21 protein-coding genes are annotated in these 21897 nt (G+C 76.1%); 13 read left to right on the top strand and 8 right to left on the bottom strand.

The window, feature by feature from the left end; translation table 11 throughout:
- Positions 1-13: 13 nt before the first annotated feature.
- Positions 14-2044 carry an acetate--CoA ligase gene (gene acs, locus BXA05_RS01340; protein ID WP_076403456.1) on the bottom strand — a complete coding sequence of 677 codons (2031 nt, stop codon included), beginning with the start codon at positions 2042-2044 and terminating at the stop codon, positions 14-16.
- A gap of 343 nt (positions 2045-2387) precedes the next feature.
- Here acs and BXA05_RS01335 point away from each other — a divergent pair, with 343 nt between their 5' ends.
- The 3 genes from BXA05_RS01335 (at position 2388) to BXA05_RS01325 (ending at position 4445) form a co-directional block, all read left to right on the top strand.
- Positions 2388-3062, top strand: a complete 675-nt coding sequence (locus BXA05_RS01335) for a response regulator transcription factor (RefSeq protein ID WP_076403455.1) — start codon at positions 2388-2390, stop codon at positions 3060-3062.
- Between the two features lie 125 nt (positions 3063-3187).
- A complete protein-coding gene (locus BXA05_RS01330) occupies positions 3188-3661 on the top strand; it encodes a hypothetical protein (protein WP_076403454.1) in 474 nt (157 codons plus the stop codon).
- Between the two features lie 67 nt (positions 3662-3728).
- Positions 3729-4445, top strand: a complete 717-nt coding sequence (locus BXA05_RS01325) for a hypothetical protein (protein ID WP_021483279.1) — start codon at positions 3729-3731, stop codon at positions 4443-4445.
- A gap of 82 nt (positions 4446-4527) precedes the next feature.
- Here the strand turns inward: BXA05_RS01325 and BXA05_RS01320 are convergent, their stop codons facing one another.
- From BXA05_RS01320 to BXA05_RS01310, 3 genes are all read right to left on the bottom strand, one after another.
- Positions 4528-5349, bottom strand: a complete 822-nt coding sequence (locus BXA05_RS01320) for an RNA methyltransferase (protein WP_342065084.1) — start codon at positions 5347-5349, stop codon at positions 4528-4530.
- Between the two features lie 2 nt (positions 5350-5351).
- A complete protein-coding gene (locus tag BXA05_RS01315; protein ID WP_082774168.1) occupies positions 5352-6824 on the bottom strand; it encodes an NAD-dependent malic enzyme in 1473 nt (490 codons plus the stop codon).
- Between the two features lie 414 nt (positions 6825-7238).
- Positions 7239-8060 (bottom strand): HAD family hydrolase, encoded by an 822-nt coding sequence (locus BXA05_RS01310; protein WP_076403453.1) that lies wholly within the window; start codon positions 8058-8060, stop codon positions 7239-7241.
- Between the two features lie 141 nt (positions 8061-8201).
- On the opposite strand from BXA05_RS01310, the gene BXA05_RS01305 reads away from it, so the two are divergent.
- From BXA05_RS01305 to BXA05_RS01270, 8 genes are all read left to right on the top strand, one after another.
- Positions 8202-8918: a CpaE-like family protein gene (locus tag BXA05_RS01305; RefSeq protein ID WP_076403452.1), complete on the top strand. Its 717-nt coding sequence runs from the start codon at positions 8202-8204 to the stop codon at positions 8916-8918.
- A gap of 80 nt (positions 8919-8998) precedes the next feature.
- Positions 8999-10303, top strand: a complete 1305-nt coding sequence (locus BXA05_RS01300; RefSeq protein ID WP_083711222.1) for a TadA family conjugal transfer-associated ATPase — start codon at positions 8999-9001, stop codon at positions 10301-10303.
- Between the two features lie 67 nt (positions 10304-10370).
- A complete protein-coding gene (locus BXA05_RS01295) occupies positions 10371-11021 on the top strand; it encodes a hypothetical protein (protein WP_076403451.1) in 651 nt (216 codons plus the stop codon).
- Positions 11022-11064: 43 nt separating this feature from the next.
- Positions 11065-11664: a type II secretion system F family protein gene (locus tag BXA05_RS01290; RefSeq protein WP_009864158.1), complete on the top strand. Its 600-nt coding sequence runs from the start codon at positions 11065-11067 to the stop codon at positions 11662-11664.
- Between the two features lie 97 nt (positions 11665-11761).
- Positions 11762-12565: an aminoglycoside 3'-phosphotransferase gene (locus BXA05_RS01285; protein WP_076403450.1), complete on the top strand. Its 804-nt coding sequence runs from the start codon at positions 11762-11764 to the stop codon at positions 12563-12565.
- Between the two features lie 310 nt (positions 12566-12875).
- On the top strand, positions 12876-13082 hold the full coding sequence (locus tag BXA05_RS01280; protein WP_021483237.1) for a DUF4244 domain-containing protein: 207 nt from the start codon (positions 12876-12878) through the stop codon (positions 13080-13082).
- A 4-nt stretch (positions 13083-13086) separates the two neighbouring features.
- Entirely contained in the window at positions 13087-13476 is a 390-nt protein-coding gene (locus tag BXA05_RS01275; protein WP_076403449.1) for a TadE family type IV pilus minor pilin, read from the top strand.
- Positions 13461-13946, top strand: a complete 486-nt coding sequence (locus BXA05_RS01270; RefSeq protein ID WP_083711220.1) for an Rv3654c family TadE-like protein — start codon at positions 13461-13463, stop codon at positions 13944-13946. Before BXA05_RS01275 ends, BXA05_RS01270 begins: the two co-directional genes overlap by 16 nt.
- A 208-nt stretch (positions 13947-14154) precedes the next feature.
- Here the strand turns inward: BXA05_RS01270 and BXA05_RS01265 are convergent, their stop codons facing one another.
- Complete coding sequence (locus BXA05_RS01265; protein ID WP_244550357.1) at positions 14155-16716, bottom strand: DNA 3'-5' helicase SftH; 2562 nt, start codon at positions 16714-16716, stop codon at positions 14155-14157.
- A gap of 100 nt (positions 16717-16816) precedes the next feature.
- Here BXA05_RS01265 and BXA05_RS01260 point away from each other — a divergent pair, with 100 nt between their 5' ends.
- Complete coding sequence (locus BXA05_RS01260) at positions 16817-17464, top strand: hypothetical protein (RefSeq protein ID WP_076403448.1); 648 nt, start codon at positions 16817-16819, stop codon at positions 17462-17464.
- A 107-nt stretch (positions 17465-17571) separates the two neighbouring features.
- On the opposite strand, the gene BXA05_RS01255 is transcribed toward BXA05_RS01260, so the two are convergent.
- Positions 17572-18963, bottom strand: a complete 1392-nt coding sequence (locus BXA05_RS01255; protein WP_425291907.1) for a M18 family aminopeptidase — start codon at positions 18961-18963, stop codon at positions 17572-17574.
- 69 nt (positions 18964-19032) lie between these two features.
- On the opposite strand from BXA05_RS01255, the gene BXA05_RS20200 reads away from it, so the two are divergent.
- Positions 19033-19788, top strand: coding sequence for an alpha/beta fold hydrolase (locus BXA05_RS20200; RefSeq protein ID WP_076403444.1), 756 nt, complete (start codon positions 19033-19035; stop codon positions 19786-19788).
- Positions 19789-19894: 106 nt separating this feature from the next.
- On the opposite strand, the gene BXA05_RS01245 is transcribed toward BXA05_RS20200, so the two are convergent.
- Both BXA05_RS01245 and BXA05_RS01240 read right to left on the bottom strand, forming a co-directional pair.
- Positions 19895-21319: a hypothetical protein gene (locus tag BXA05_RS01245; protein WP_076403442.1), complete on the bottom strand. Its 1425-nt coding sequence runs from the start codon at positions 21317-21319 to the stop codon at positions 19895-19897.
- Entirely contained in the window at positions 21316-21852 is a 537-nt protein-coding gene (locus BXA05_RS01240) for a sigma-70 family RNA polymerase sigma factor (RefSeq protein WP_061266586.1), read from the bottom strand. Before BXA05_RS01240 ends, BXA05_RS01245 begins: the two co-directional genes overlap by 4 nt.
- Positions 21853-21897: the final 45 nt, after the last annotated feature.

The following is a 21897-nucleotide window of genomic DNA, read 5'->3' as shown; positions in this document are numbered from 1 at the left end:
GGCGAGCGGCGCGTCAGTCGTCCGACGACGACGGCTTCTGCAGGCCCGCCGAGATGAGCTCCATCACGGACGAGTCCGCGAGGGTCGTGGCGTCGCCCACCGTCCGGTTCTCCGCGACGTCCCGCAGGAGGCGGCGCATGATCTTGCCGGACCGCGTCTTCGGGAGCTCGGGCACCACGAGGATGCGCTTCGGCTTGGCGATCGGGCCGATCTCCTTCGCGACGTGGTTGCGCAGCTCGGTCTGCACGGCCGCCGCGCCGTCGGCGTCGGACGCCCGGCCGGCGTGCTCGCCGCGCAGGATGACGAACGCGACGACGGCCTGGCCCGTGAGGTCGTCGCTCGCGCCGACGACCGCGGCCTCCGCGACGATCTCGTGCGAGACGAGCGCCGACTCGATCTCCGTGGTGGACAGGCGGTGGCCCGAGACGTTCATGACGTCGTCGACCCGGCCGAGCAGCCAGATGTCGCCGTCCTCGTCCTTCTTGGCGCCGTCGCCCGCGAAGTAGATGCCCGGGAAGCGCGACCAGTACGTGTCCTTGAAGCGCTCGAGGTCGCCCCAGATGCCGCGCAGCATCGACGGCCACGGCTCGGACAGCACGAGGTACCCGCCGCCCCCGTTCGGCACGGAGCGCGCCTCGTCGTCGACGACGTCCGCCACGATGCCCGGCAGCGGCACCTGGGCGGAGCCCGGCTTGGCCGCCGTGACGCCCGGCAGCGGCGAGATCATGATCGCGCCCGTCTCCGTCTGCCACCACGTGTCGACGATGGGCGTGCGGTCGCCGCCGATGACGCGGCGGTACCACATCCAGGCCTCGGGGTTGATGGGCTCGCCCACCGACCCGAGCACGCGCAGCGACGACAGGTCGAACTTCGCCGGGATCTCCTCGCCCCACTTCATGCACGCGCGGATCGCCGTCGGCGCGGTGTAGAGGATCGAGACCTTGTACTTCTCGACGATCTCCCACCAGCGGCCCTGGTGCGGCGAGTCCGGGGTGCCCTCGTAGATCACCTGCGTCGCGCCGTTGAGCAGCGGGCCGTAGACGACGTACGAGTGGCCCGTGACCCAGCCGATGTCGGCGGTGCACCAGTAGACGTCGGTGTCGGCCTTGAGGTCGAACACGTTGCGGTGCGTGTACGCGGCCTGCGTGAGGTAGCCGCCCGTGGTGTGGAGGATGCCCTTGGGCTTCCCCGTGGTGCCGGACGTGTAGAGGATGAACAGCGGGTGCTCCGCCTCGACCCACACCGGCGTGTGCGTCGTGTCGGCGGCCTCGAGCGCGTCGTGCCACCACACGTCGCGGCCCTCGGTCCACGCGGTGTCCTGGCCGGTGCGGCGCACGACGAGGACGTGCTCGACCGTCGTCGGCTCGGCGCCCTCCTTCGGCGCGAGCGCCTCGTCGACCGCGGGCTTGAGCGCGGAGGCCGCGCCGCGGCGGTAGCCGCCGTCGGCCGTGATGACGAGCTTCGCCTCGGCGTCGGCGATGCGGCTGCGCAGCGCGTCGGCGGAGAACCCGCCGAACACGACCGAGTGCGGGGCGCCGATGCGCGCGCACGCGAGCATCGCCACGACGGCCTCGACGACCATCGGCAGGTAGATGACGACGCGGTCGCCGGTCTCGACGCCGAGGGCCGCAAGCGCGTTGGCCGCGCGCGAGACGTCGCGCTGCAGCTCGGCGTACGTGACGGTGCGCGTGTCGCCCGGCTCGCCCTCGAAGTGGATCGCGACCCGGTCGCCCAGACCCGCCTCGACGTGGCGGTCCACCGCGTTGTACGCGGCGTTGAGCGTGCCGTCGGCGAACCAGCGCGCGACGGGCGCCTGCGACCAGTCGAGGGTCTCGGTGAACGGGGTCTGCCACGTGACGAGGTCGTTCGCCTGCCGCGCCCAGAACGCGAGCCGGTCGGCCCGCGCCTCCTCGTACAGCTCGGGCTGCGCGTTCGCCTGCGCGGCGAACTCGGGGCTCGGGGGGAAGCTCCGGGTCTCGTGGAGGAGGTTCTCCAGGCTGGACGTGGTAGCCGCTGCTGCGGCCTCGGGCTCGTTCTCTGGCACGCTGACCTCCGGTGCGCATCGACTCTGGTGCGGTCCCGCCGACCGCGGCGGCCGCCCGGGGGCGGCGTGACGGTACGACGGTACGACGGGGCGGACGGCCGCACGACCGGGGCCCCGACCTGGCGAGTGTAGACCTCCTGCGGTGAGCGCGGTCACATCCGTCCGGGATTCGGCGAGAGTGCTCGCAAAGGAGCGGGCGAGCGCCCCGGACGGCGGGGGAGCGCGCCGTCGGGCGACCCGCCGGGCACCCCGGCGCGCTGTTGCCGCGCACGGGGTGGTGACCCACCATGGGCTCACGTTCCTCGCGGAGCGTGCGGCCTCACGGCGAGGCACAGGGGGCGGGTTGGCGTACGCGGCGGTGCGGGGCGCGCGGTCGCGCCCTGCCGCGCCCGCACGCCGGGACGACGGTGTCGACGTCGCGTCCCGGGACCGCGTGCTCGCCGTCGCCGTGGCCGCCGGGCTGCGCGCCGTCGGCCGCTGCGGGGCGCGCACGGTCCCCGAGGACGCCCTCCGGCCGGGGTCCGGCGGCCGCCGCGGGCTCGTGCTCGTGGCCGACGACGCCGGGTCCCTCCCCGGCCCGCCGCTGCTCGCGGTCCTGCGGCGCCCGGGCCCGGTCGTGGTCGTGGGCGGCGCGGTGGCGGCGGACCGGCTGCTCGTCGCCGCGCGCGCCGGCGCGCTGGTCGTCGCCGCGGAGCGGCCGTTCGGCGACCAGGTGCGGACTGTCGCCCGCATGCTCGCGGGGGACGTGCGCGCGGGCGACGCGCTGCTGGTGGACCAGCTCGTGGGGGTCGTGCGCGACCGCCGGGCGGTGGCGTCGCTCACGGGACGGGAGACCGAGGTGCTGGAGCACCTCGCGGGCGGACGGTCGGTGGCCGAGATCGCGGCTGCCCTCGTGCTGTCGGTCGCGACCGTGCGCGCCCACGTCCGCTCGATCCTCGGCAAGCTCGGCGTCTCGTCGCAGCTCGCGGCCTCCGCCGCCCTGGCGCGGGCACGGGGCGGCCGTCCCGTCCGCGGATAGTCAGAACTGACGATGTGGGGCGGTCGGCGCCCGGCGGATCCTGGCGACGGACCCGGACGAAGGCACCGGGCCGACGGCGGGGCGACGCAGCCCCGCCGACGCACGAGAGGGGGCACGACATGCTGGTGGTCTGCACACAGGACGACGACATCCGCGAGGCCGTCGAGGAGCACGGTTCCGGGGCGGACGCGTGGGGCGAGGTGGTCCTGCTTCCGAAGGGCTCACGGGCCGCGGCGGAACGGGCGCTCGTCGCGGCGCTCGCGACGGCGCGGGGCCCGGTCTGCCTGTCCGCGCACGGCAACGACGAGGAGATCGGCGACGAGGGGAACGGCGCCGACGACTGGGGGTGGAACCGGCGGCAGGTCGCACGGCTCCTCGCCCGGGCGTCCGGGCCGGTCGGCCCGGTGCTCGTGCACGCGTGCGCCGAGAACGTCTCCAACTTCTCGGCGGGGCTCGCCCTCGCGCTCGAGGAGGAGCGGGCGCTCGAGGGCGTCTGGGTCTACGGCTACAACCGGCCCGTCCCGGCGGACGCCCGCTACCCGCGGCCGGACGCGCTGAGCAGGCAGGTCGACCTGCAGGGCACGCAGGTCGTCTTCTGACCTCGCGCCACGGGGGCGGGGCGGTCGCCGCGCTCCGACACCGCACCACACGTCATCGGAGGAAGTCATGTCGCTCGTGAGAGACATCGTCAAGCAGTTCGACAACAGCGACGAGCTCGCGCAGACGCAGCGCGAGGTCGTGGAGTCGCTCGCCCGGCTCGGCGAGACGAAGGCCGAGCTGTTCGAGGCGAAGATCCAGGAGTCGCTCCGCGGGGCCGGGGGCACGAACTCGACCGTGCCCATCACGTCCATCCTCGCGTCCAAGAAGGAGGTGCACGCCTTCACGTCCACGTCGACTGAGCACCTCGCCGACACCGTGAAGTCGTCGCTCAAGTCGTTCGTCTCGGGGACGGCGGACAGCATCATCGACGGGGTGGGCGGCCTCATCTCCGAGGCCCTCACCGTGTTCCTCGGCGGCGCGTCGGCGTCGACCGGCACGATGGAGGAGTACTACGTCGTGACCGAGGGCCTGTCCATCGTCCGGGTCGACCTCAAGGCGTGGTACCTCAACGTCTCGGCCCGCGGCATCTACGAGAAGATGGAGCGCATCAGCGCGTTCGTCGCGGTCAAGTCCACGGTGGACCTGACGAAGATCGACTTCAACACGTTCCTGTACCTCTACCAGAACCAGCTGACCGCGGCTCACCTCGACAAGAACCAGGTCAAGCAGGCGCTGCAGGAGGCGAAGGAGATCTACCAGGAGTTCAACGGGGCCGGCCTGCGCACGCAGGCGGTGCACCACATCACCCGGGCCCCGGGCAGCACGGCGCCGCGCTCGTCCTGACGCGGGGACGACGGCGGGTGCGGCGCCCCCCGGGACGCCGCACCCGCCGTCGGGCGTGCGCCGACCGCCGCCGTGCGTGCCGTCAGCGCGCCCGGCGCTGGCGCACGGCCTCGTACAGCACGACCGTCGTCGCGCTCGCGGCGTTGAGCGAGCTCGCCGAGCCGAGCATGGGGATGCTCACCATGACGTCGCACGCCTCGCGCCAGCCCGCGCTGAGCCCGGTGGTCTCGTTGCCCGTGACGACGAGCGTCGGTCCGGTGAGGTCGTGGTCGGCGAGCTCGACGTCGCCGTGCTCGTCGGTCCCGAGCAGGGTCAGCGGGACCCCGGAGGAGCGCTGCGCGGCGACCCAGTCGAGGACGTCGCGCCCCGCGGGGACGCGGACGGTCGGGACGGAGAAGATCGAGCCGGTGCTCGCGCGCACGGCGCGCGGGTCGTACGGGTCGGCCGCGTGCCCGGCGACGACGAGCCCGCTCCCGCCGAACGCGTCGAGCGACCGCGCGACGGTCCCCACGTTGCCCGGGCTCGTGGGTCGGTCGAGCACGACGCCGAGGAAGTCGGCGTCCACGGTGCCGCCGCCGATCCGGCCCAGGTCGTCGGGCGGCGTCGCGACGACGGCGAGGAGCTCGGGCGTCTCGTCCTCCTTGCCGCCGAGCTCGCGCAGGAGCGCGGACGACACGGCGAACCGCTGCGCGCGGATCCGGTCGAGCATCGCGTGGGCCCACGACGACAGCGACCGGTCGGCGTCGACGAGCCACGTCCGCACGGTCCACCCGGACTCGACGGCGAGCGTGATGGGCCGGACCCCCTGGACGACCATCTCGCCCGCCCGGTGCCGCTTCGTGCGGTTGGTGAGCAGGGCCTCCCACTGCTGGAACGCCGCGTTGCGGGTCGTGACGCGCTGCACGCTCAGGCCTCCGGGGCAGTGGTCGGGGCGGACGTCGTGGTCGCGACGCGCGGGAGGCCGCCGGTCAGCGCGGGAGGCTCGGCGACGCCGTCCTCGCGCGCGGCGCGCTCGACCGCCGCGGCGACGAGCGTCGTCACCTCCGGGTTGAACACGCTCGGGATGATGTAGGTCGGGTTGAGCTGGTCCTCGTGGATCGCGGACGCGAGCGCGCGGGCGGCGGCGAGCAGCATCGCGTCGGTGATCCGGTGCGACCGCGCGTCGAGCAGGCCGCGGAACACGCCCGGGAACGCGAGCACGTTGTTGATCTGGTTCGCGAAGTCGGAGCGCCCGGTGCCGACGATGGCCGCGTGCTCCGCCGCCTCGACCGGGTCGACCTCGGGCCGCGGGTTCGCCATCGCGAAGACGATGGCGTCGGGGGCCATGCGCGCGACGTCGTCGCCCGTCAGGACGTCGGGGGCGGAGACGCCGATGAACACGTCCGCGTCGACGACGGCCTCGCGCAGCGTGCCGGTGACGCGCCGCGGGTTCGTGTTGACCGCGGTCCACGCGAGGGACGGGGACAGGCCCGGGCGGCCCGGGTGCACCACGCCCTCGATGTCCGCGACGACGACGTCGTGCGCGCCCGCCGCGAGGAGCAGCTTGAGCACCGCGGTCCCGGCCGCACCCGCGCCCGAGAGGACGATGCGCACGTCGGGCAGCTGCTTGCCCACGACCTTGAGCGCGTTGGTCAGCGCGGCGAGCGCCACGATGGCCGTGCCGTGCTGGTCGTCGTGGAACACGGGGATGTCGAGCTCGGCCCGCAGCCGCGCCTCGATCTCGAAGCACCGGGGGGCCGAGATGTCCTCGAGGTTGATGCCCGCGAACACGGGCGCGATCGCCTTGACCGTCCGCACGATCTCGTCGACGTCGGTCGTGTCGAGCGCGATGGGGAACGCGTCGATGTCCGCGAACCGCTTGAACAGGGCCGCCTTGCCCTCCATGACGGGCAGTGACGCGAGCGGGCCGATGTCGCCCAGCCCGAGCACGGCCGACCCGTCGGTGACCACCGCGATGGTGTTGCGCTTGATCGTCAGGCGGCGGGCGTCGTCGGGCTTGGCGGCGATGGCCTCGCACACGCGCGCGACGCCGGGCGTGTAGATCATCGACAGGTCGTCGCGGTTGCGGATCGGCACCTTCGACTCGATCTTCAGCTTGCCGCCCAGGTGCAGCAGGAACGTGCGGTCGGAGACGCGGTCCACGACGACGCCCGGGAGCGCGCGCAGCGCCTCGACGATCTGCCCGGCATGCTCCTCGCCGCGCGTCGCGACGGTGACGTCGACGGTGATGCGCTCGTGGCCCGACGCCGTCACGTCCAGGGCGGTGACGATGCCCCCGGTGTGCTCGATCGCCGTCGTCAGCTCGCTCACGGCGGTGGGGCGGGCCTCGACCTGGAGGCGGGCGGTGATGGAGGAGGAGACACTCGGCGCTGACGTCATGGGCCCCAGTATCGCCCGGCCGGCGGGCCGCGACGCGGGAACGGGGCGCGTGAGGCCGGACACGACGACGGCGCCCTCGCGGACGCCGTGGTCGCCAGCGGCGACGGTGAACAGGCGCGCTCGCTCCAAGTCGCTGCAACGGGTCGGGGGCCGTCGTGGCCTGGTCCGCCCCGGTCAGCGCGTCCTTCGGTGGACTGCCCTGCGCGTGGGTACCGCCGCGGTGCTGTTGTCCTTCCATCACAGCCCGCCGGGGCGGCGGGCGCAAGCGCTCCGGGGGTTCTTCCACACCGTGTTCTACCAGGGTTCGAACACGCCGGTGCGGTTGGTCCGGGAGGTCCGGATCGGGCCCTTCGGCGGTCGTCCGCGGGGGCCGGACGGGCGGGTCAGCCGCGCGGGCAGCGACGCTGAAGAGGGTCAGCCGCGCGAGCGGCGGCGCCACGCGCGCCAGACGAGCCACCCGACGACGCCGAGCCCGACGAGGCCCGCGGCGGCGAGCACCGGCGTCGGCGCGGCGAGCTGGGAGCGCAGGGCGACGGGCCGCGAGAACGTCAGCGCGCCCCACCCGTGCTCGGCGGCGAGACGACGCAGCGTCCGGTCGGGGTTGACGACGAACGCGTGGCCGACGGCGCCCAGCATCGGCGCGTCGGTCACGGAGTCCGAGTACGCGTAGCTCGCCGCCAGGTCGTAGCCCTCGCGCTCCGCGAGCTCGCGCAGGGCGACGGCCTTGTTCTCGCCGTACGCGTAGAAGTCGATCGCGCCGGTGTAGCGCCCGCCCTCGACGGCCATCCGGGACGAGATGGCGTGGTCGGCCCCGAGCACCGCGGCGATGGGCTCCACCACCTCGCTCCCCGAGGCGGAGACGATGACGACGTCGTGCCCGTGCTCGTGGTGCGACTCGATGAGCTCGACCGCCTCCGCGTACACGACCGGGTCGATGTGCTCGTGGAGCGTCTCCTCGACGATGCGAGAGACGGTCGCGACGTCCCAGCCGGTCACGAGGTTCGACAGGTGCGCGCGCATGCGCTCCGTCTGGTCCGCGTCGGCCCCGCCCACCATGAACAGGAAGTGCGCGTACGCGCTGCGCAGCACGTCCCCGCGGTTGATGAGCCCACCCGCGAAGAACGGCCGCGAGAACGCCGCGGCCGACGACGTCGCGATGATCGTCTTGTCCAGGTCGAAGAACGCGGCGACCCGGCCGGCGCGCGGCGGGTCCGTCGGGTCCGGGAGCGGGGTCACGGTCGCGAGCCTAGCGGCGGAACGTGGCCGTCCCCAGGAGCGCTCGCCGACCGGCCCGTCCCCAGGGCGGGTCGGGGGCCGACGGCGGCCCTCGCCCAGAGGGCACGGTGGTCCCCGGTCGACGGAGGGCGGGGGAGCGCGATGGACGGAGCGGTCGTGGCGGTGGTCGGTGCGCGCGGCGGGGCGGGGGCGAGCGTCGTCGCCGCGTCGTTGGCCCGGGCGGTCGCGCGGCGGCGCGCGCCGACGTGCCTGGTCGACCTCTCCCTCGTGGGCGGGGGCCTCGACGTCCTGCTCGGTGTCGAGCAGGACCCGGGCGTGCGCTGGCCGGACCTCGCCGACGCGCGGGGCCGGCTCGACGGCGACGACCTCCTTGCGCGCCTGCCCCGCTGGGGCACCGTGCCGGTCGTCAGCACCGAGCGCGGCGGAGGCCCGGAGCAGGCGGCGCTCGCCGACGTCGTCGCCGCGCTCGCCGAGGCCACGGCGGCGAGGTCCGGGGTGCTCGTGCTCGACGCCGACCGCGCGGCCCTCGGGGTGGGTGCGGCCGGGGCGTCGCTGCTCGAGGCGTGCGACGAGGTGCTCCTCGTGACCCCGCTCGACGTCGCCGGGGTCGCGGGCGCCGCTGCGGTGCGCGACCGTCTGCCGGGCCGGGCCGCCCTCGTCGCGCGCGGCCCCGCACCCGGTCGGCTCTCGCCGCCCGAGGTGGCCGCCGCCGTCGGGCTCGACGTCGCCGCCACCGCCGGGTGGGACCGTGCGCTCGCCGGCGCGGTCGAGCGGGGGCACGGACCGTGCGTCGGGCGCGGGCCGGTCGTCCGGGCCGGTCGCGAGCTCGCCGCGCGCTACCTCGGGCCCGCCCGGTGAGCGCGCGGGAGGCGCGTGCACCGCGCGGCGGGCGTGGTCGTGACGGGGGTGCCACGGACGCGGCGCAGCGCCGTGGGGAGGTGCCGCCGCGTGCCGAGCGCGGCCGGGTCGCCCTGCTCGACGGGGTCCGGGACCGCCTCGTGCGGTCGGGCGACGAGCCGGGCGGCGCCACCGAGGCGCTCGGCGACGCGGCCGTCGCGGACGCGCTGCGGGCGTCGGGCCGGGTGCTCGGCACGACCGCGCTGCGCGAGCTGACCCGGACCGCCCACGCGGAGATCTTCGGGGCCGGGCCGCTCCAGCGGTACCTCGACGAGCCCGGCGTGACGGACGTGCTCGTCAACGGGCCCGACGACGTGTGGGTCGACCGCGGCGCCGGGCTCGAACGGGTCGAGGTCGCGCTCGGCGGCCCCGAGGCCGTGCGGGCGCTCGCGGTGCGCCTCGCCGCGGCGGGCGGGCAGCGGCTCGACGACGCGTCGCCCGTCGTCGACGCCCGCCTTCCGGACGGGACCCGGTTGCACGCCGTCGTCGCGCCCGTGTGCGCGACGGGGGCCGTCGTCTCGCTGCGCGTCCTGCGGACCCGGACGTTCCGGCTCGACGACCTCGTGGCGGGCGGCACCGTCCCGCACGCGTGGGAGCCGGTGCTGCGCGGCCTCGTCGCGCGGCGCGCGAACGTCCTCGTCTCCGGCGGCACCGGCACCGGCAAGACGACGCTCCTCGCCGCCCTCCTCGCGCTCGTCCCGCCCGACGAGCGGGTCGTCTGCGTCGAGGAGGCGCGCGAGCTCGACCCGGACCACCCCCACGTCGTCCCGCTCACCGCGAGGCGTCCCAACGTCGAGGGCGCGGGCGGCGTGGACCTCGCCGACCTCGTGCGCGCCGCGCTGCGCATGCGGCCCGACCGCATCGTGCTCGGCGAGTGCCGCGGGCCGGAGGTCCGCGAGGTGCTCATGGCGCTCAACACGGGCCACGACGGCGGCCTCGCGACGATCCACGCCAACGACGTCGGGGTGGTCCCCGCCCGGCTGGAGGCGCTCGCGGCGCTCGCCGGGATGGACCGGGCCGCCGTCGCCGCGCAGGCCGCGGGCGGGCTCGACGTCGTGCTGCACCTGCGCCGCGTCCGCACGGCGGGCACGACCCGGCGCGTCCTCGCGCAGCTCGGCGTCGTGCGGCAGGACGAGCGCGGCGCCCTGCGCGTGGACGTCGCGGGGTCGTGGGACGGGACCGTCGTGCCGCCGGGCGCTGGGTCGCCGCGCGGCGGGTCGCCGGGCCTTGGGTCGACGGCAGGCGGGTCGCCGGGAGGCGGGTCGCCGGGCGGCGGGTCGCCGGGCGCGGCGGGGCCGGTCGCGGGACCGGCGTGGGACGAGCTCGTGGGGCGGTGGTCCGCATGACGCGATGGCGTGCCGGGGGCCTCGGCATCGGTGCGGCGCGGACGGTGCGCGGTAGGGGAGTACGCGCATGACGGTCGTCGTGGGTCTCCTCGTCGGTGCCGCGGTCTGGTGCGCCACGGCCCGGGGCGGCCGGTCGGCGCGCCAGGTCGTCGGACGGTCGGCGTCGCGGTCCGTGCGGTGGCCGGTCCTGCGCCGCCCCTCCCGACCCCAGGCGGTACCCGAGCTCGTGCGCGTCGTCGTGACGCAGGTCGGGGCGCTCCTGCGGTCCGGAGCCGCGCCGGGCGTCGCGTGGGGTCGTGCGGTCGGCGTCCGGGTCGACGGCGGGGGTGTCCCGCGGGTCGCGGACCTCGCGCCGCACGTCGGCGGCCCGGCGACGGCGCGTGCCCTCGTCGTGGCGTGCCGGCTGGCCGCGGAGCTCGGTGCGCCGCTCGCGACCGTGCTCGACGAGGTCGCCGCGTCCGTGGCCGCGGACGCCGAGGCGCGGGCCGAGCGGGAGGCGGCGCTCGCCGGACCGCGCGCGACCGCCCGCGTGCTGCTCTGGCTCCCTGTCGTCGGGGTCCTGCTCGGCTACGTGCTGGGCGCCGACCCGCTCGGCACGGCGACCGACGGCGGCCTCGGGACGGCAGGCGTGCTCCTCGGGGTCCTGCTGCTCGTCGCGGGCCGCACGTGGTCAGCTCGGCTCGTCGAGCGGGCGCGCACCGCGGGGGACGACCGGTGACCGCCCGGGGTGTGGCGCGGCCCGCCCGGGGAGGAGGTAGCCGATGACCCTCGTCCTCGTGGCGCTCTGCGTCCTGGCGGGCGTGGCGCCGTGGTGGTCCGCGCGCACGGAGGCCGGACGGCGCGCCGTCGCCGTCGGGCGGGCAGCGCCCGAGCCCGACGATCCCGCCGACGGCCCGGGCGGCCGACGGCGCCGGGGCGACGACCGCGAACCCTGCATCGAGACCGGGGTGCTCCTCGAGCTGCTCGCGGCCGCCGTCGGGTCGGGTGCGGCGATCCCGCGAGCGCTCGACGTCGTCGGGTCGTGCGTCGGGGGCCGCGACGGTGCGGGGTTGCGCGCCGCCGGCGCGGCGCTCCTCCTCGGGGCGTCGTGGGATGGCGCCTGGGCGGGTGCACCGCCGCGGCTCGGGGTCGTGCAGCGCGCGTTGCGGCCCGCGTGGCTGCACGGCGCTGCTCCGGCGTCGTCGCTGCGGGCGGCGGCCGGGGCGTCGCGCCAGGACCGGACCGGAGCGGCCAAGGCTGCCGCGGCGCGGCTCGCCGTGCACCTCGTGCTCCCGCTCGGTGCCTGCTTCCTGCCCGCGTTCGTGCTCGTCGGGCTGCTGCCCGTCCTCGTCTCCCTCGGGGCGGGTCTGCTCTCCGGATAGGCGTCGGAGGTCCGGAGGCAGAGGCGGGCGTCGGTGTTGTCTTCGGGCCGGGGCCGGGGCCGGGGCCGGTGTCGAGTCGGGTCGCTACGGTGGCCGCATGGACCCGTCCCCTGTCTCCGATGTGCCTGCTGCGCTCCGGGACGACGCCTGGCGGGACGTCGGGAGCGGCGAGTCCTCGGCCCGCGTGCTCGTCAGCGCGGACGGCGCACGGCACGCCAAGGTCGTGGGCCCGGACCAGGCGGCCGACCTGGCGGACGAGCGGGACCGAGCGCTCTGGGCGGCTGCCCACGGGATCGCCGTCCCCGAGGTGCTGGCGTGGGAGGACACCGGGGAGCAGGCCGTCCTCGTGACGCGCACGGTGCCGGGCGTGCCCGCCGACACGGTCCGCCCCGACGAGGTCGACCGCGCCTGGACGAGCGTCCTCGCGGCGGCGCGGACCCTCCACGACCTCCCCGTGGTCGACTGCCCGTTCGACCGGAGCCTCGACGCCATGGTCGCCCTCGCCCGCGACGTGGTCGACGGCGGCCGCGTGCACCCGGAGTTCCTGCGGCCGGAGCAGGAGACCCGGGACCCCGCGGACCTCCTCGCGGAGCTCATCGCCGAGCTGCCGTGGCGGCAGGAGCAGCAGGCGACGGACCTCGTGGTCTGCCACGGCGACCTGTGCCTGCCCAACGTCCTGCTCGACCCCGAGACGCTGGAGCTCCGCGGGTTCGTCGACGTCGGGCGGCTCGGGGTCGCCGACCGGCACGCGGACCTCTCCCTCCTCCTGGCGAACGCCCAGGACACCTGGCCGGAGCACGCGCGTGCCCTGGAGGAGTCGCTCGCGCCGCGCTACGGGTCCCCGGTCGACCCGGGCAGGCTCCGCTTCCACCTCGAGCTCGACCCGCTCACCTGGGGCTGACCGCGCCCCGGTTGGCTGGGGCTGGTCTATCGACCCGTCGCCGGGGGGTGCTGCTCGCGCGACCTGACGACGGGTGCTGATCGTGCGACGGGTTGCCGGTGGCTCGACCTTTCGACTGGGTGCTGATCGTGCGACGGAGTGCTGGTGGCTCGGCCCGTCGACGCGGGCGGAGGGCGCGCTGCCGTGCACAGGTCGTCGTCTTGAGAGCCCCGTCCACTGACGCCCCGCGGTGGGGTGCGTCAGGTCTGCAGGTCCCGGCAGGGTCTCCCCGACCGCCCGCACGACGCGGGCCACACGAGGGGAGCCGGAGATGACACGACAGCCGCGGCGCGCGCTCGCGCGCCTGACGGGGACGAGCACGGGGCAGGACGGCGAGGCGGGACTCGCGACGGCGGAGTACGCCATCGCGACGGTCGCGGCGGCGGGTTTCGCCGGGCTGCTCATCGTCGTGCTGAAGAGCGGCGAGGTGCGCGAGATGCTGCTCGGCATCGTGCGCAGCGCGCTCTCGCTGGGCTGAGCCCGTGCGACGGGACGCCGGGGCGGAGAGCCGCCGGCCGAGGGGTCGGGTCCGTGAGGGCGGCGAGCGCGGTGCGGTCACGGCCGAGCTCGCGGTCGCCCTGCCGGCGGTCGTCCTGGTTCTCGTCGTGGTCCTCACCCTCGCCGCGGCGGCGGGCGCCCAGATGCGCTCCGCCGACGCGGCGAGGGCCGCCGCCCGCGCGGTGGCCATCGGTGAGGACGACGCGACCGTGCGCGCGACCGCGCTCCGGGTCGCCGGAGCCGGCGCGACGGTCGGCGTGCAGCGCGGCGACCCGTGGGTCGAGGTGCACGTCACGACGCCCGTCGTGGGCGGGTGGCTCGCCGGGTCGCCGTTGCGCGCGAGCGGCGCGGCCGTCGCATGGGCCGAGCCGTGATCGCGGCGCGGCCTCCGGAGGGACGGTGCACCGAGACCGAGACCGAGACCGAGACCGAGACCGGGACCGGGACCGACGGACGACCGGGTGCGAGGCCGGCGGCGGCTGACCATCTCGACGTCGAGCACGGAGCAGGCACGGTGCTCGTGCTCGGGGTCGTCGCGGCGGCCCTCGTGCTGGCGCTCGCGCTCGCCGGGCTCGCGCAGGCGCAGGCGGCGCGTGGCACCGCTCAGACCGGAGCCGACCTCGCGGCGCTCGCGGCGGCGACGGCAGTCCGCGACGGGTGGGAACCCTGCGGCCGGGCGCGCGAGGCCGCGGCGCGCAACCGGGCCGTGGTCGTCGCGTGCACGGAGCAGGGCGCCGGGGTCGTCCGGGTGGACGTCGAGTCGAGAGCCGGCGTGACGTTCCTCGGCGCCACGCTCGGCCGCGCGACCGCCGCCGCACGGGCCGGCCCGGCGAGCGCGCGATGAACGGTCGCCACCGTCTGCTCCGGCTCGGCACACGCGAGAGGCCGGCGCTCCTGACACGGGCCGGCGAGGGCGCGACGAGGGTCCGCGACCGGCACGGTCAGCGGTCCGCCGGGTCGTGCGAGCGGAGCGTGACCTGGGGAGATCGGCCCTTCGCGCGGCGGGAGCGACCGGACGGCACCAGGCCTCGACCTTGCGGAGGTGCCGTGCCCTATCGCGGGAGACCTGCGGTCCGCCCCGCGGCATCGGCGTCGGTGTCGGCCTCGGTCGCGGCGGCCGGGGCATACGCCAGCACGGCGTCGAGCAGCCGGACGGCGGCGGCCTTCTCGAGCGGGGCGTTGTACGACCCGCACTTGGGCGACTGCACGCACGCCGGGCAGCCGTCGTGGCACGGGCAGCGGGCGATGGCGTCGCGCGTCGCGCGGAGCCAGGTCGCGCCGAGCTCGAACCCGCGCTCGGCGAAGCCGGCCCCGCCGGGGTAGGCGTCGTGGACGAACACGGTGGCCTCGCCGGTGTCGGCGTGCAGCGCGGTGGACACGCCGCCGAGGTCCCAGCGGTCGCACGTCGCGAGGAGGGGGAGCAGGCCGATCGACGCGTGCTCGGCGGCGTGCAGCGCACCGGGCAGCTCGTCGGCGTCGACGCCCGCCTCCTCGATCACGGAGGTGGGGACCGTCCACCAGACGGCCATCGTCGGCAGCGTGCGCTCGGGAAGATCGAGGGTCTCCGTGCCGAGGACCTGCATGTCGAGGAGGCGGCGGCGCTGGAAGCTCACCACCTGGGAGCACACGTCGACCGGGCCGTAGCCCCAGCCGACCGGACCCCAGCTGCGCTCGACGACCTCGCGGCCCGTCGCGACGTCCCCGTCCGTGGGCTCGTCGACGATCGTGATGGACGTGGTCGACCGGGACCACGTGCCGTGGTCGACGTCCTGCCGACGCACGAGCGCGACGTGGTCCGCGAGGTCGAGGTGCTCGACGACGTAGGTGCGGCCCTGGTGGACGTACACCGCGCCGTCGTGCACGGAGCCGTCCGCGGAGGCGGCGTCGACGGTCCCGAGCAGCCGCCCGGTGCGCGCCTCGGCGACCCGGACGGGCGCGCCGCCGGAGCCGCGCAGGTCGGTCATGCCCGACGCGGGCTGTGCATGCGTCCAGTACCAGCCGGACGCCCGGCGGCGCAGGGCGCCGCGCGCGACGAGCACGTCGAGGAGGCCGCGCACGACGTCGGGCGTGCCGAACGCGGCGAGGTCCTCGGACCGCAGCGGCACCTCCGCCGCCGCCGCGCACAGGTGCGGCGCGAGGACGTAGGGGTTCGCGGGGTCGAACACGGTCGCCTCGAGCGGTGCGTCGAACACCGCCTCGGGGTGGTGCACGAGGAACGTGTCGAGTGGGTCCTCGCGTGCCACGAACGCGACGAGGCCGTCGGCGCCCGCCCTCCCGGCGCGGCCCGCCTGCTGCCAGACCGACATGCGGGTGCCGGGCCAGCCGGCGATGAGGACGGCGTCGAGCCCCGAGATGTCGACGCCCAGCTCAAGCGCGTTGGTCGTCGCGAGGCCGAGCACGTCGCCGGTGCGCACCGCGTCCTCGAGCTCGCGCCGCTCCTCGGGCAGGTAGCCGCCGCGGTAGGCGGCGACGCGGCGCACGAGCCGGGGGTCGACGACGCGCACGCTGTCCTGCGTCTGGACCGCGACGGACTCCGCGCCGCGGCGCGAGCGCGTGAACGCGAGCGTGCGGGCGCCCGCGATGACGAGGTCGGCGAGCAGGTCGGCCGTCTCGGCGGTGGCGCTGCGGCGCGGGTGCTCCGGCCCCTCGGCGGGCGTCGCGACCGCCGGGTCGTCGTCGTGACCCTCCGCGGGGCCGTCGTCCGCGGACGCCTCGAAGCCCACCACGACGGGCGGCTCCCACAGGGCGAACGTCTTGCGCCCCGCGGGGGAGGTGTCGCGCGCGACGGTCACGACGTCGTCGGGCTCGACGCCGACGAGCCGTGCCGCGCTCGTCGCCGGGTCGGCGGTCGTCGCCGACGCGACGACGAACGTCGGAGGCGGGTCGCCCTCGCGCGCGTAGTGCGCCGCGAGCCGGCGCAGGCGCCGCAGGACGAGGGAGACGTGCGCGCCGAACACCCCCCGGTAGGCGTGCCCCTCGTCCACGACGACGTACCGCAGGTCCCGCAGCAGCCGCGTCCAGCCGCGGTGGTGCGGCAGGAGCGCGAAGTGCAGGAAGTCCGGGTTGGTGAGCACGACGTCGGCGTGCTCGCGCACCCACCGGCGCTCGTCCTGCCCGGTGTCGCCGTCGCACGTCGCGACCCGCACGTCGCGCGTCCCGGCGGCGTCGAGGAGGCGCTGGAGCCCGGAGAGCTGGTCGGCCGCGAGCGCCTTCGTGGGCGAGAGGTAGAGCACGGCGCCGCGCCGTGCGACCGACTCGATGCGGCCGGGGTCGAGCACGCGCGTCGCGGCGTCGGCGCGCACGGCCGTGAGCGCCGGGAGCCAGAACGCGAGCGACTTGCCCGAGCCCGTGGAGGTCGCGAGCGCGACGTGCCGGCCCGACCACGCGGCGTCGGCCGCCTCGACCTGGTGCTCCCAGGGGCGCTCCACGCCGAGCGCGCGGTACCCGGCGACGAGCGACGCGTCGGCCCACGCGGGCCACTCGCCCTGGGTGCCGGGGCGCGCGGGCAGCTCGCGCACGTGCCGCAGCCGCTCGTCGCGCCGTCCGCCCGCGCGCAGCACGTCGAGCAGCGTCGCGCTCGTCGGTCGCGGGGAGGTGGTGGGGGCGTGCAGCACGTCTCCGAGTGTCCCACCTCGGGCCCACGGTTCGGCCGAGGGCCGTGCTCGGGACCTCCGGCCCTCGCGCGGGGAGGGGCGTACGGCCGACGATCGACGCATGGCAGCGTGGCGTGGGATCCGGGTCCTGACGACGACGGCGCTCGCCGCCGGGGCGCTCCTGCTCACCCGGCGCATGACCCAGACGTGGGGCACCTGGGAGGGCGAGCACGAGTGCGTGCTCCCCGGCGACGACCTCGTCCCCGACGCGCGCGCCGTCGTCGCGACGCGGGCCGTGACGGTCGGCGCGCCGCCGGCCGACGTCTGGCCGTGGCTCGTCCAGCTCGGTCAGGGGCGCGGCGGCTTCTACTCCTACGACGCGCTCGAGAACCTGGTCGGCCTGGGCATCCGCAGCGCGGAGTCGATCGAGGAGCGCTGGCAGGGCCTCGCCGTGGGCGACGACGTCCACCTGGCCGACGAGGCCGTCCTCCGGGTCGCGGCGCTCGAGCCGGGCTCTCACCTCGTGCTGCTCGGTGCGCCGGGGCCAGGGCAGCCGGACACCATGCCGTTCCGGTTCTCGTGGGCGTTCGTCGTGCGACCGCTGCCGCCGGGGTCGGACGGCACCCCGCGGTCGCGCCTGCTCGTCCGCGAGCGGTATCTGCCGCTGGGCGCCGCGGGCCGCGCGGTCGTCGAGGCGGTGCAGCCGGTGAGCTTCCTCATGACGCAGAAGATGCTGCGGGGCGTCCGCGCCCGCGCGGAGCGCCCCTGACTGGTCCCGACCAGGCGATCGCGGCTGCCCGACCAGGCGGTCTTGGTCCGTCCCGCGCCCAGGACGAACCAGAACCGCCTGCTCGGCCGGTGGGGTGGGCCCGGACCTCAGCCTTGGAAGATCTTGAGCACCGCACGCGAGAGGTACCACGGGTCCACGACGGCGGTGAGCTCGCGCGCGGAGTGCATCGAGAGGATGGGGACCCCGACGTCGACCGTGCGGATGCCGAGGCGGGTCGCGGTGAGCGGCCCGATGGTCGAACCGCAGGGCACGGTGTTCTTCGAGACGAACTCCTGGCTCGGCACCCCGGCCCGGGCGCAGGCGCGCGCCCACGCCGCGGCGCCGTGCGCGTCGGTCGTGTAGCGCTGGTTCGCGTTGATCTTGAGGATCGGCCCGCCACCGGCGAGGGGACGGTTCGCGGGGTCGTGCCGCTCCGGGTAGTTGGGGTGCACCGAGTGGCCGACGTCGCTGGACACGCACAGCGACCCCGCGAGCTGGCGGTGCCGCTCCTCGTCCGTCGCGCCGAGGCCGGCCGCGACCCGGGCGAGCACGTCCGCGAGGAACGGGCCGGACGCGCCGGAGCGCGACTCCGACCCGATCTCCTCGTGGTCGAACGCGGCGAGTACGGGGATCGCAGCGCCCTCGACGGGCCGGTCGGGCGTGCCCGCGACCTCGAGCAGCGCGACGAGACCGGCGTGCACCGACAGCAGGTTGTCGAGCCGCCCGGACGCGAGGAACGCGTCGTGCGCGCCGAACACGCGGGGCGACTGGGTGTCGGCGACCACGACGTCGTACCCGGCGACCTCGCTCGCCCGCACGCCCGCGTGGTGCGCGAGCTCGGCGAGCACGTCCCCGCCGCTCGTCCCGTGCGGCGCGCCCGCGACGTCGGACCCGGCCGGACCCGACGCCGACGCGAGGCCCCACACGGGCTGCGTGTGCTGCTGCTTGTCGAGCGTGAGCCCGTCGTTCGCGGCGCGGTCGAGGTGGATCGCGAGCTGCGGGATGCGCAGCAGGGGGCCCGTGCGCACGAGGTGCTCCTCGCCGTCGGCCGTGACGAGGCGACCGGCGAGCTCGAGCTCGCGGTCGAGCCACGAGTTGAGCAGCGGGCCGCCGTAGATCTCCACGCCCGCCTGCCACCAGCCCTCGCGGCCGACGCTCGGGCGCGGCTTGAGCTTGAAGCCGGGCGAGTCGGTGTGGGCGCCGAGGATCGCGAACGGCGTGGTCGCCGTCGCGCCCGCGGGCACGGCCCAGGCGATCACCGCGCCGTCGCGCACGACGACGTACCGCCCGCCCGCGGGCCCGTCGCCCTCGGTCACCGACGGCCAGGCCGCGGTCTCGTCCAGGCGCTCGAAGCCGACGGCCTCGAGCCGGCGCGCGACCTCGTGCGCCGCGTGGTACGACGACGGGGACGCCTCGACGAACGTCGCGAGATCGTGCGCGTGGGCGAGGGCGCGGTCGTGGAGGGTCGGGTCGGTCACGGGGGTGCTGGGCGTCGACACAGGCTCCACCCTACGCACGCCCAGGAGCGCTCCGTAGGGTGGTCGCGCACCGCGAGAGAGGGAGTCCGCATGACCTGGGTCGTCCTGCCGGGCCTGGCGCTCACGCCCGAGGACTTCGCCCCGCTCGCGCGCGCCCTCGGCACCGCGTCCGGCACCGACGACGTCCGCGTCCTCGACGCGTGGCGCGTGCCCGTGACGGGACCGGTCGACGTGGTGCGGGAGGGCCTGGGCGTCGACGGGTCGCGGCCCGTGGACCTCGTGGGGCACTCCGTCGGCGGACTCACCGCGATCGAGTGGGCGCTGCGGCACCCGGACGAGGTCCGCCGGCTCGTGCTCCTCGACCCGACGAGCCCGTGGGAGGCCCATCTCCCGGCCCTGCACACGGGACGGGTCACGGCCCGGGCCGGCACCGCGGCGGCGGGCGTGCTCGCGACCGGGCTCGCCGTGACGGGCGCGACCCTGCGCCGCGTGGGCGTCCGGGTCGTCACACGCGCCCCGGACCGCCTCCCGCACGACGTCGCGCACGCCCGCTACGGCTCGCGCGAGGCGTGGACTCTGCTCGCCCACCAGTGGTTCGCGAGCTGGGAGCAGGCGCCGCGCGTGCGCGACCTGCTCGACGACGGCCGCCGTCTGCCCGCGGGCGCCGAGCTGCTGCTCGTCACCGGGCTGCGGGCGAGCGCCCGGTTCCTGCGCGCGCAGCGCGAGCTGTCGGACCGGCTCGGGGTCCCGCGGGTCGGGCTCGCGGGGGAAGGCCACCTCTACCCGCTCACCCGGCCCGACGCCGTCGCGCGCCTCGCAGTGGACGCCGACGCGCGCCGTCCGTGAGGCCGGACGGCCGCGCCGTCGCGCCCGAACGGCGACGGAGCGGGCGACCCCGCTCCGTCGCCGGACGCCCGTCGCCGACCATGGGGACGAGTCGGGCCGCCGGTTCTCACCGGACGACGAACGTCGCCTGCTCCGACACCAGCCAGCCCTGGAAGAGCGGTGCACCTCCGGCCGTCTGCGTGGCGCCCCACGAGCCGTCCTTCTGGAGCAGGCTGTACGACGTGATGGTCCAGGGCAGGAGCCCCTGATAGGTGTACGTGCCGGGAGTCAGCATCTGACCCGTGGCGGCGCCGTCGCCACAGTGGATCTCGGCGGAGTACTCGAACGGCACCGGCGTCTCGGTCCCGTCGACCATCGTCCGGAGGTCGGCCGCCATGCGCGAGCTCGACCTCGTGGAGCTGACGATCGTCCCGTCGCGCAGCACGACGTAGGCGTTCGCCGCGGCCGGGAAGGTGGCTTCGGCCCGGGCGAGAGAGTCCCCGTAGAGCATCGAACCCGTGCTCCGGGGACTGGTCGTCCCGACCTCGATGTTGCCGGGCAGCGCGAGGTACGCCAGGAGCGAGGTGGACGGCGCGGGCGCGGGCATACCGCACTCCAGGTCGGCGGAGGTGGGGCCGGCCGGGAACGCCCTGGTCGGCCCGTCGGCCGCGTGCTCGAGGCCGTCGGGACCCTCGGGCTCCGTCTCCTCCTCGCCCGCGGGTTCGACGACGAACGGCACGGTCGCGGAGACCAGCCAGCCGTCGAACAGCGGGTCGACGCCCGCCGCGCCCGGCGTCTCGGCGCCCGGCTCCGTCGTCGCGGAGGACACCGTCCAGGGCACGATGACGGCGAGCTCGTACTCGCCCGGCAGGAGCGAGGGGGACTCGACCGTGCCCAGCGGGGGGCAGGCCGCGAGCGAGTCGACGGCGATGGTGAGCGGCACCTCCGACCCGCTCGTCAGGCTCGTCGGCACGCGGTCGTCCGGGACGCGGGGCAGCGCCGAGGTGCTGGAGACGACGATCCCGTCCTGGACGAGGACGTACCCGGCGCGCGCTGCGGGATCGAGCACGGTCACGTCCGCCCCGTCCGTGACCCGAAGCGTCGCAGCGACGTCCACGAGCATGGTCGAGCGGACCGTGGGACGGGAGGTCTCGACGGAGACGGTGGCGAGCAGGTCGGGACCCGTCGCGGCCGGTGCCGGGTTCCCGCACCGGAGCTGCTCCGTCGTCACGGGCGCGGGGAGCTCGATCGAGGGCGTCGGAGCGGGGTCCGTCGGCGTCGGCGTCCCTGTCGGGTCGGGGCTCGGGGCGGGCGCGGGCATGAGGGGCTCCGGGCTGCGGTCCCACGCCGCCGTGACACCGACGCCGCCGAGGACCAGCACGAGAGCGGCGGCAGTACCGACGAGCCCGGCGCGGCGGCGGCGGACACGCCGTACCGCGCTGTGCAGGCGCTGACCGGCGACCGCGTCGTCGGTCGTGGGCTGCACCGCGTCCGCGGCGGAGCGCAGCGCCCGCTCGAGGTCGAAGGGCTCGTCGGTGATGGGCCGGTTCATCGCGCACCTCGCAGGTTCTTCACGGTCAGGTCGTCGTCGTCGGTCGCTCGGACCGGCCCGAGCCGGGCCGCGAGCTTGGTGGTCGCGTCGCTGAGGTACCGCTTGGCGGTCCCTTCGGTGATCCCGAGCTGCGCGGCGACGTCGCGGACGGGCAGGTCGCTGAAGTACCGCAGGACGACGCACGCGCGCTCCCGCGGCGAGAGCGTGGTCAGCGCCTCCAGGATGTCGAGGCGCACCTCGGGAAGGGCCGGCCCGTCCACCTCGGGGCGCGGGCCGAGGAGGTGGCGCACGCCGTCCCACCGCTTGCGACGGCGGGTCCCGTCGACGTATGCCGTGAGGATCGTCCGGCGGACGTAGCTCTCGGCGAGCTGGAAGTCCGTCGCCGCCCGCCCGCGGCGAAAGGTCCGGAACAGAGCTTCCTGGACGAGGTCCTCCGCCTCTGCGGCGTGCCCCGTGAGCAGGAAGGCGTACCCCACGAGCGCCCTCCGCCGGGTGCGGACGATCTCGTCCAGCACCGTTTCCCAACGCGCCATCGCGCATGCCTCCTGCCTGTCGTGAACACCGTCGCCCCTCTCAAC

It is taken from the genome of Cellulosimicrobium funkei, from assembly GCF_900155925.1.
Taxonomy (GTDB): Bacteria; Actinomycetota; Actinomycetes; order Actinomycetales; family Cellulomonadaceae; genus Cellulosimicrobium; species Cellulosimicrobium funkei.
This window is presented reverse-complemented; position numbering and strand designations above follow the sequence as displayed.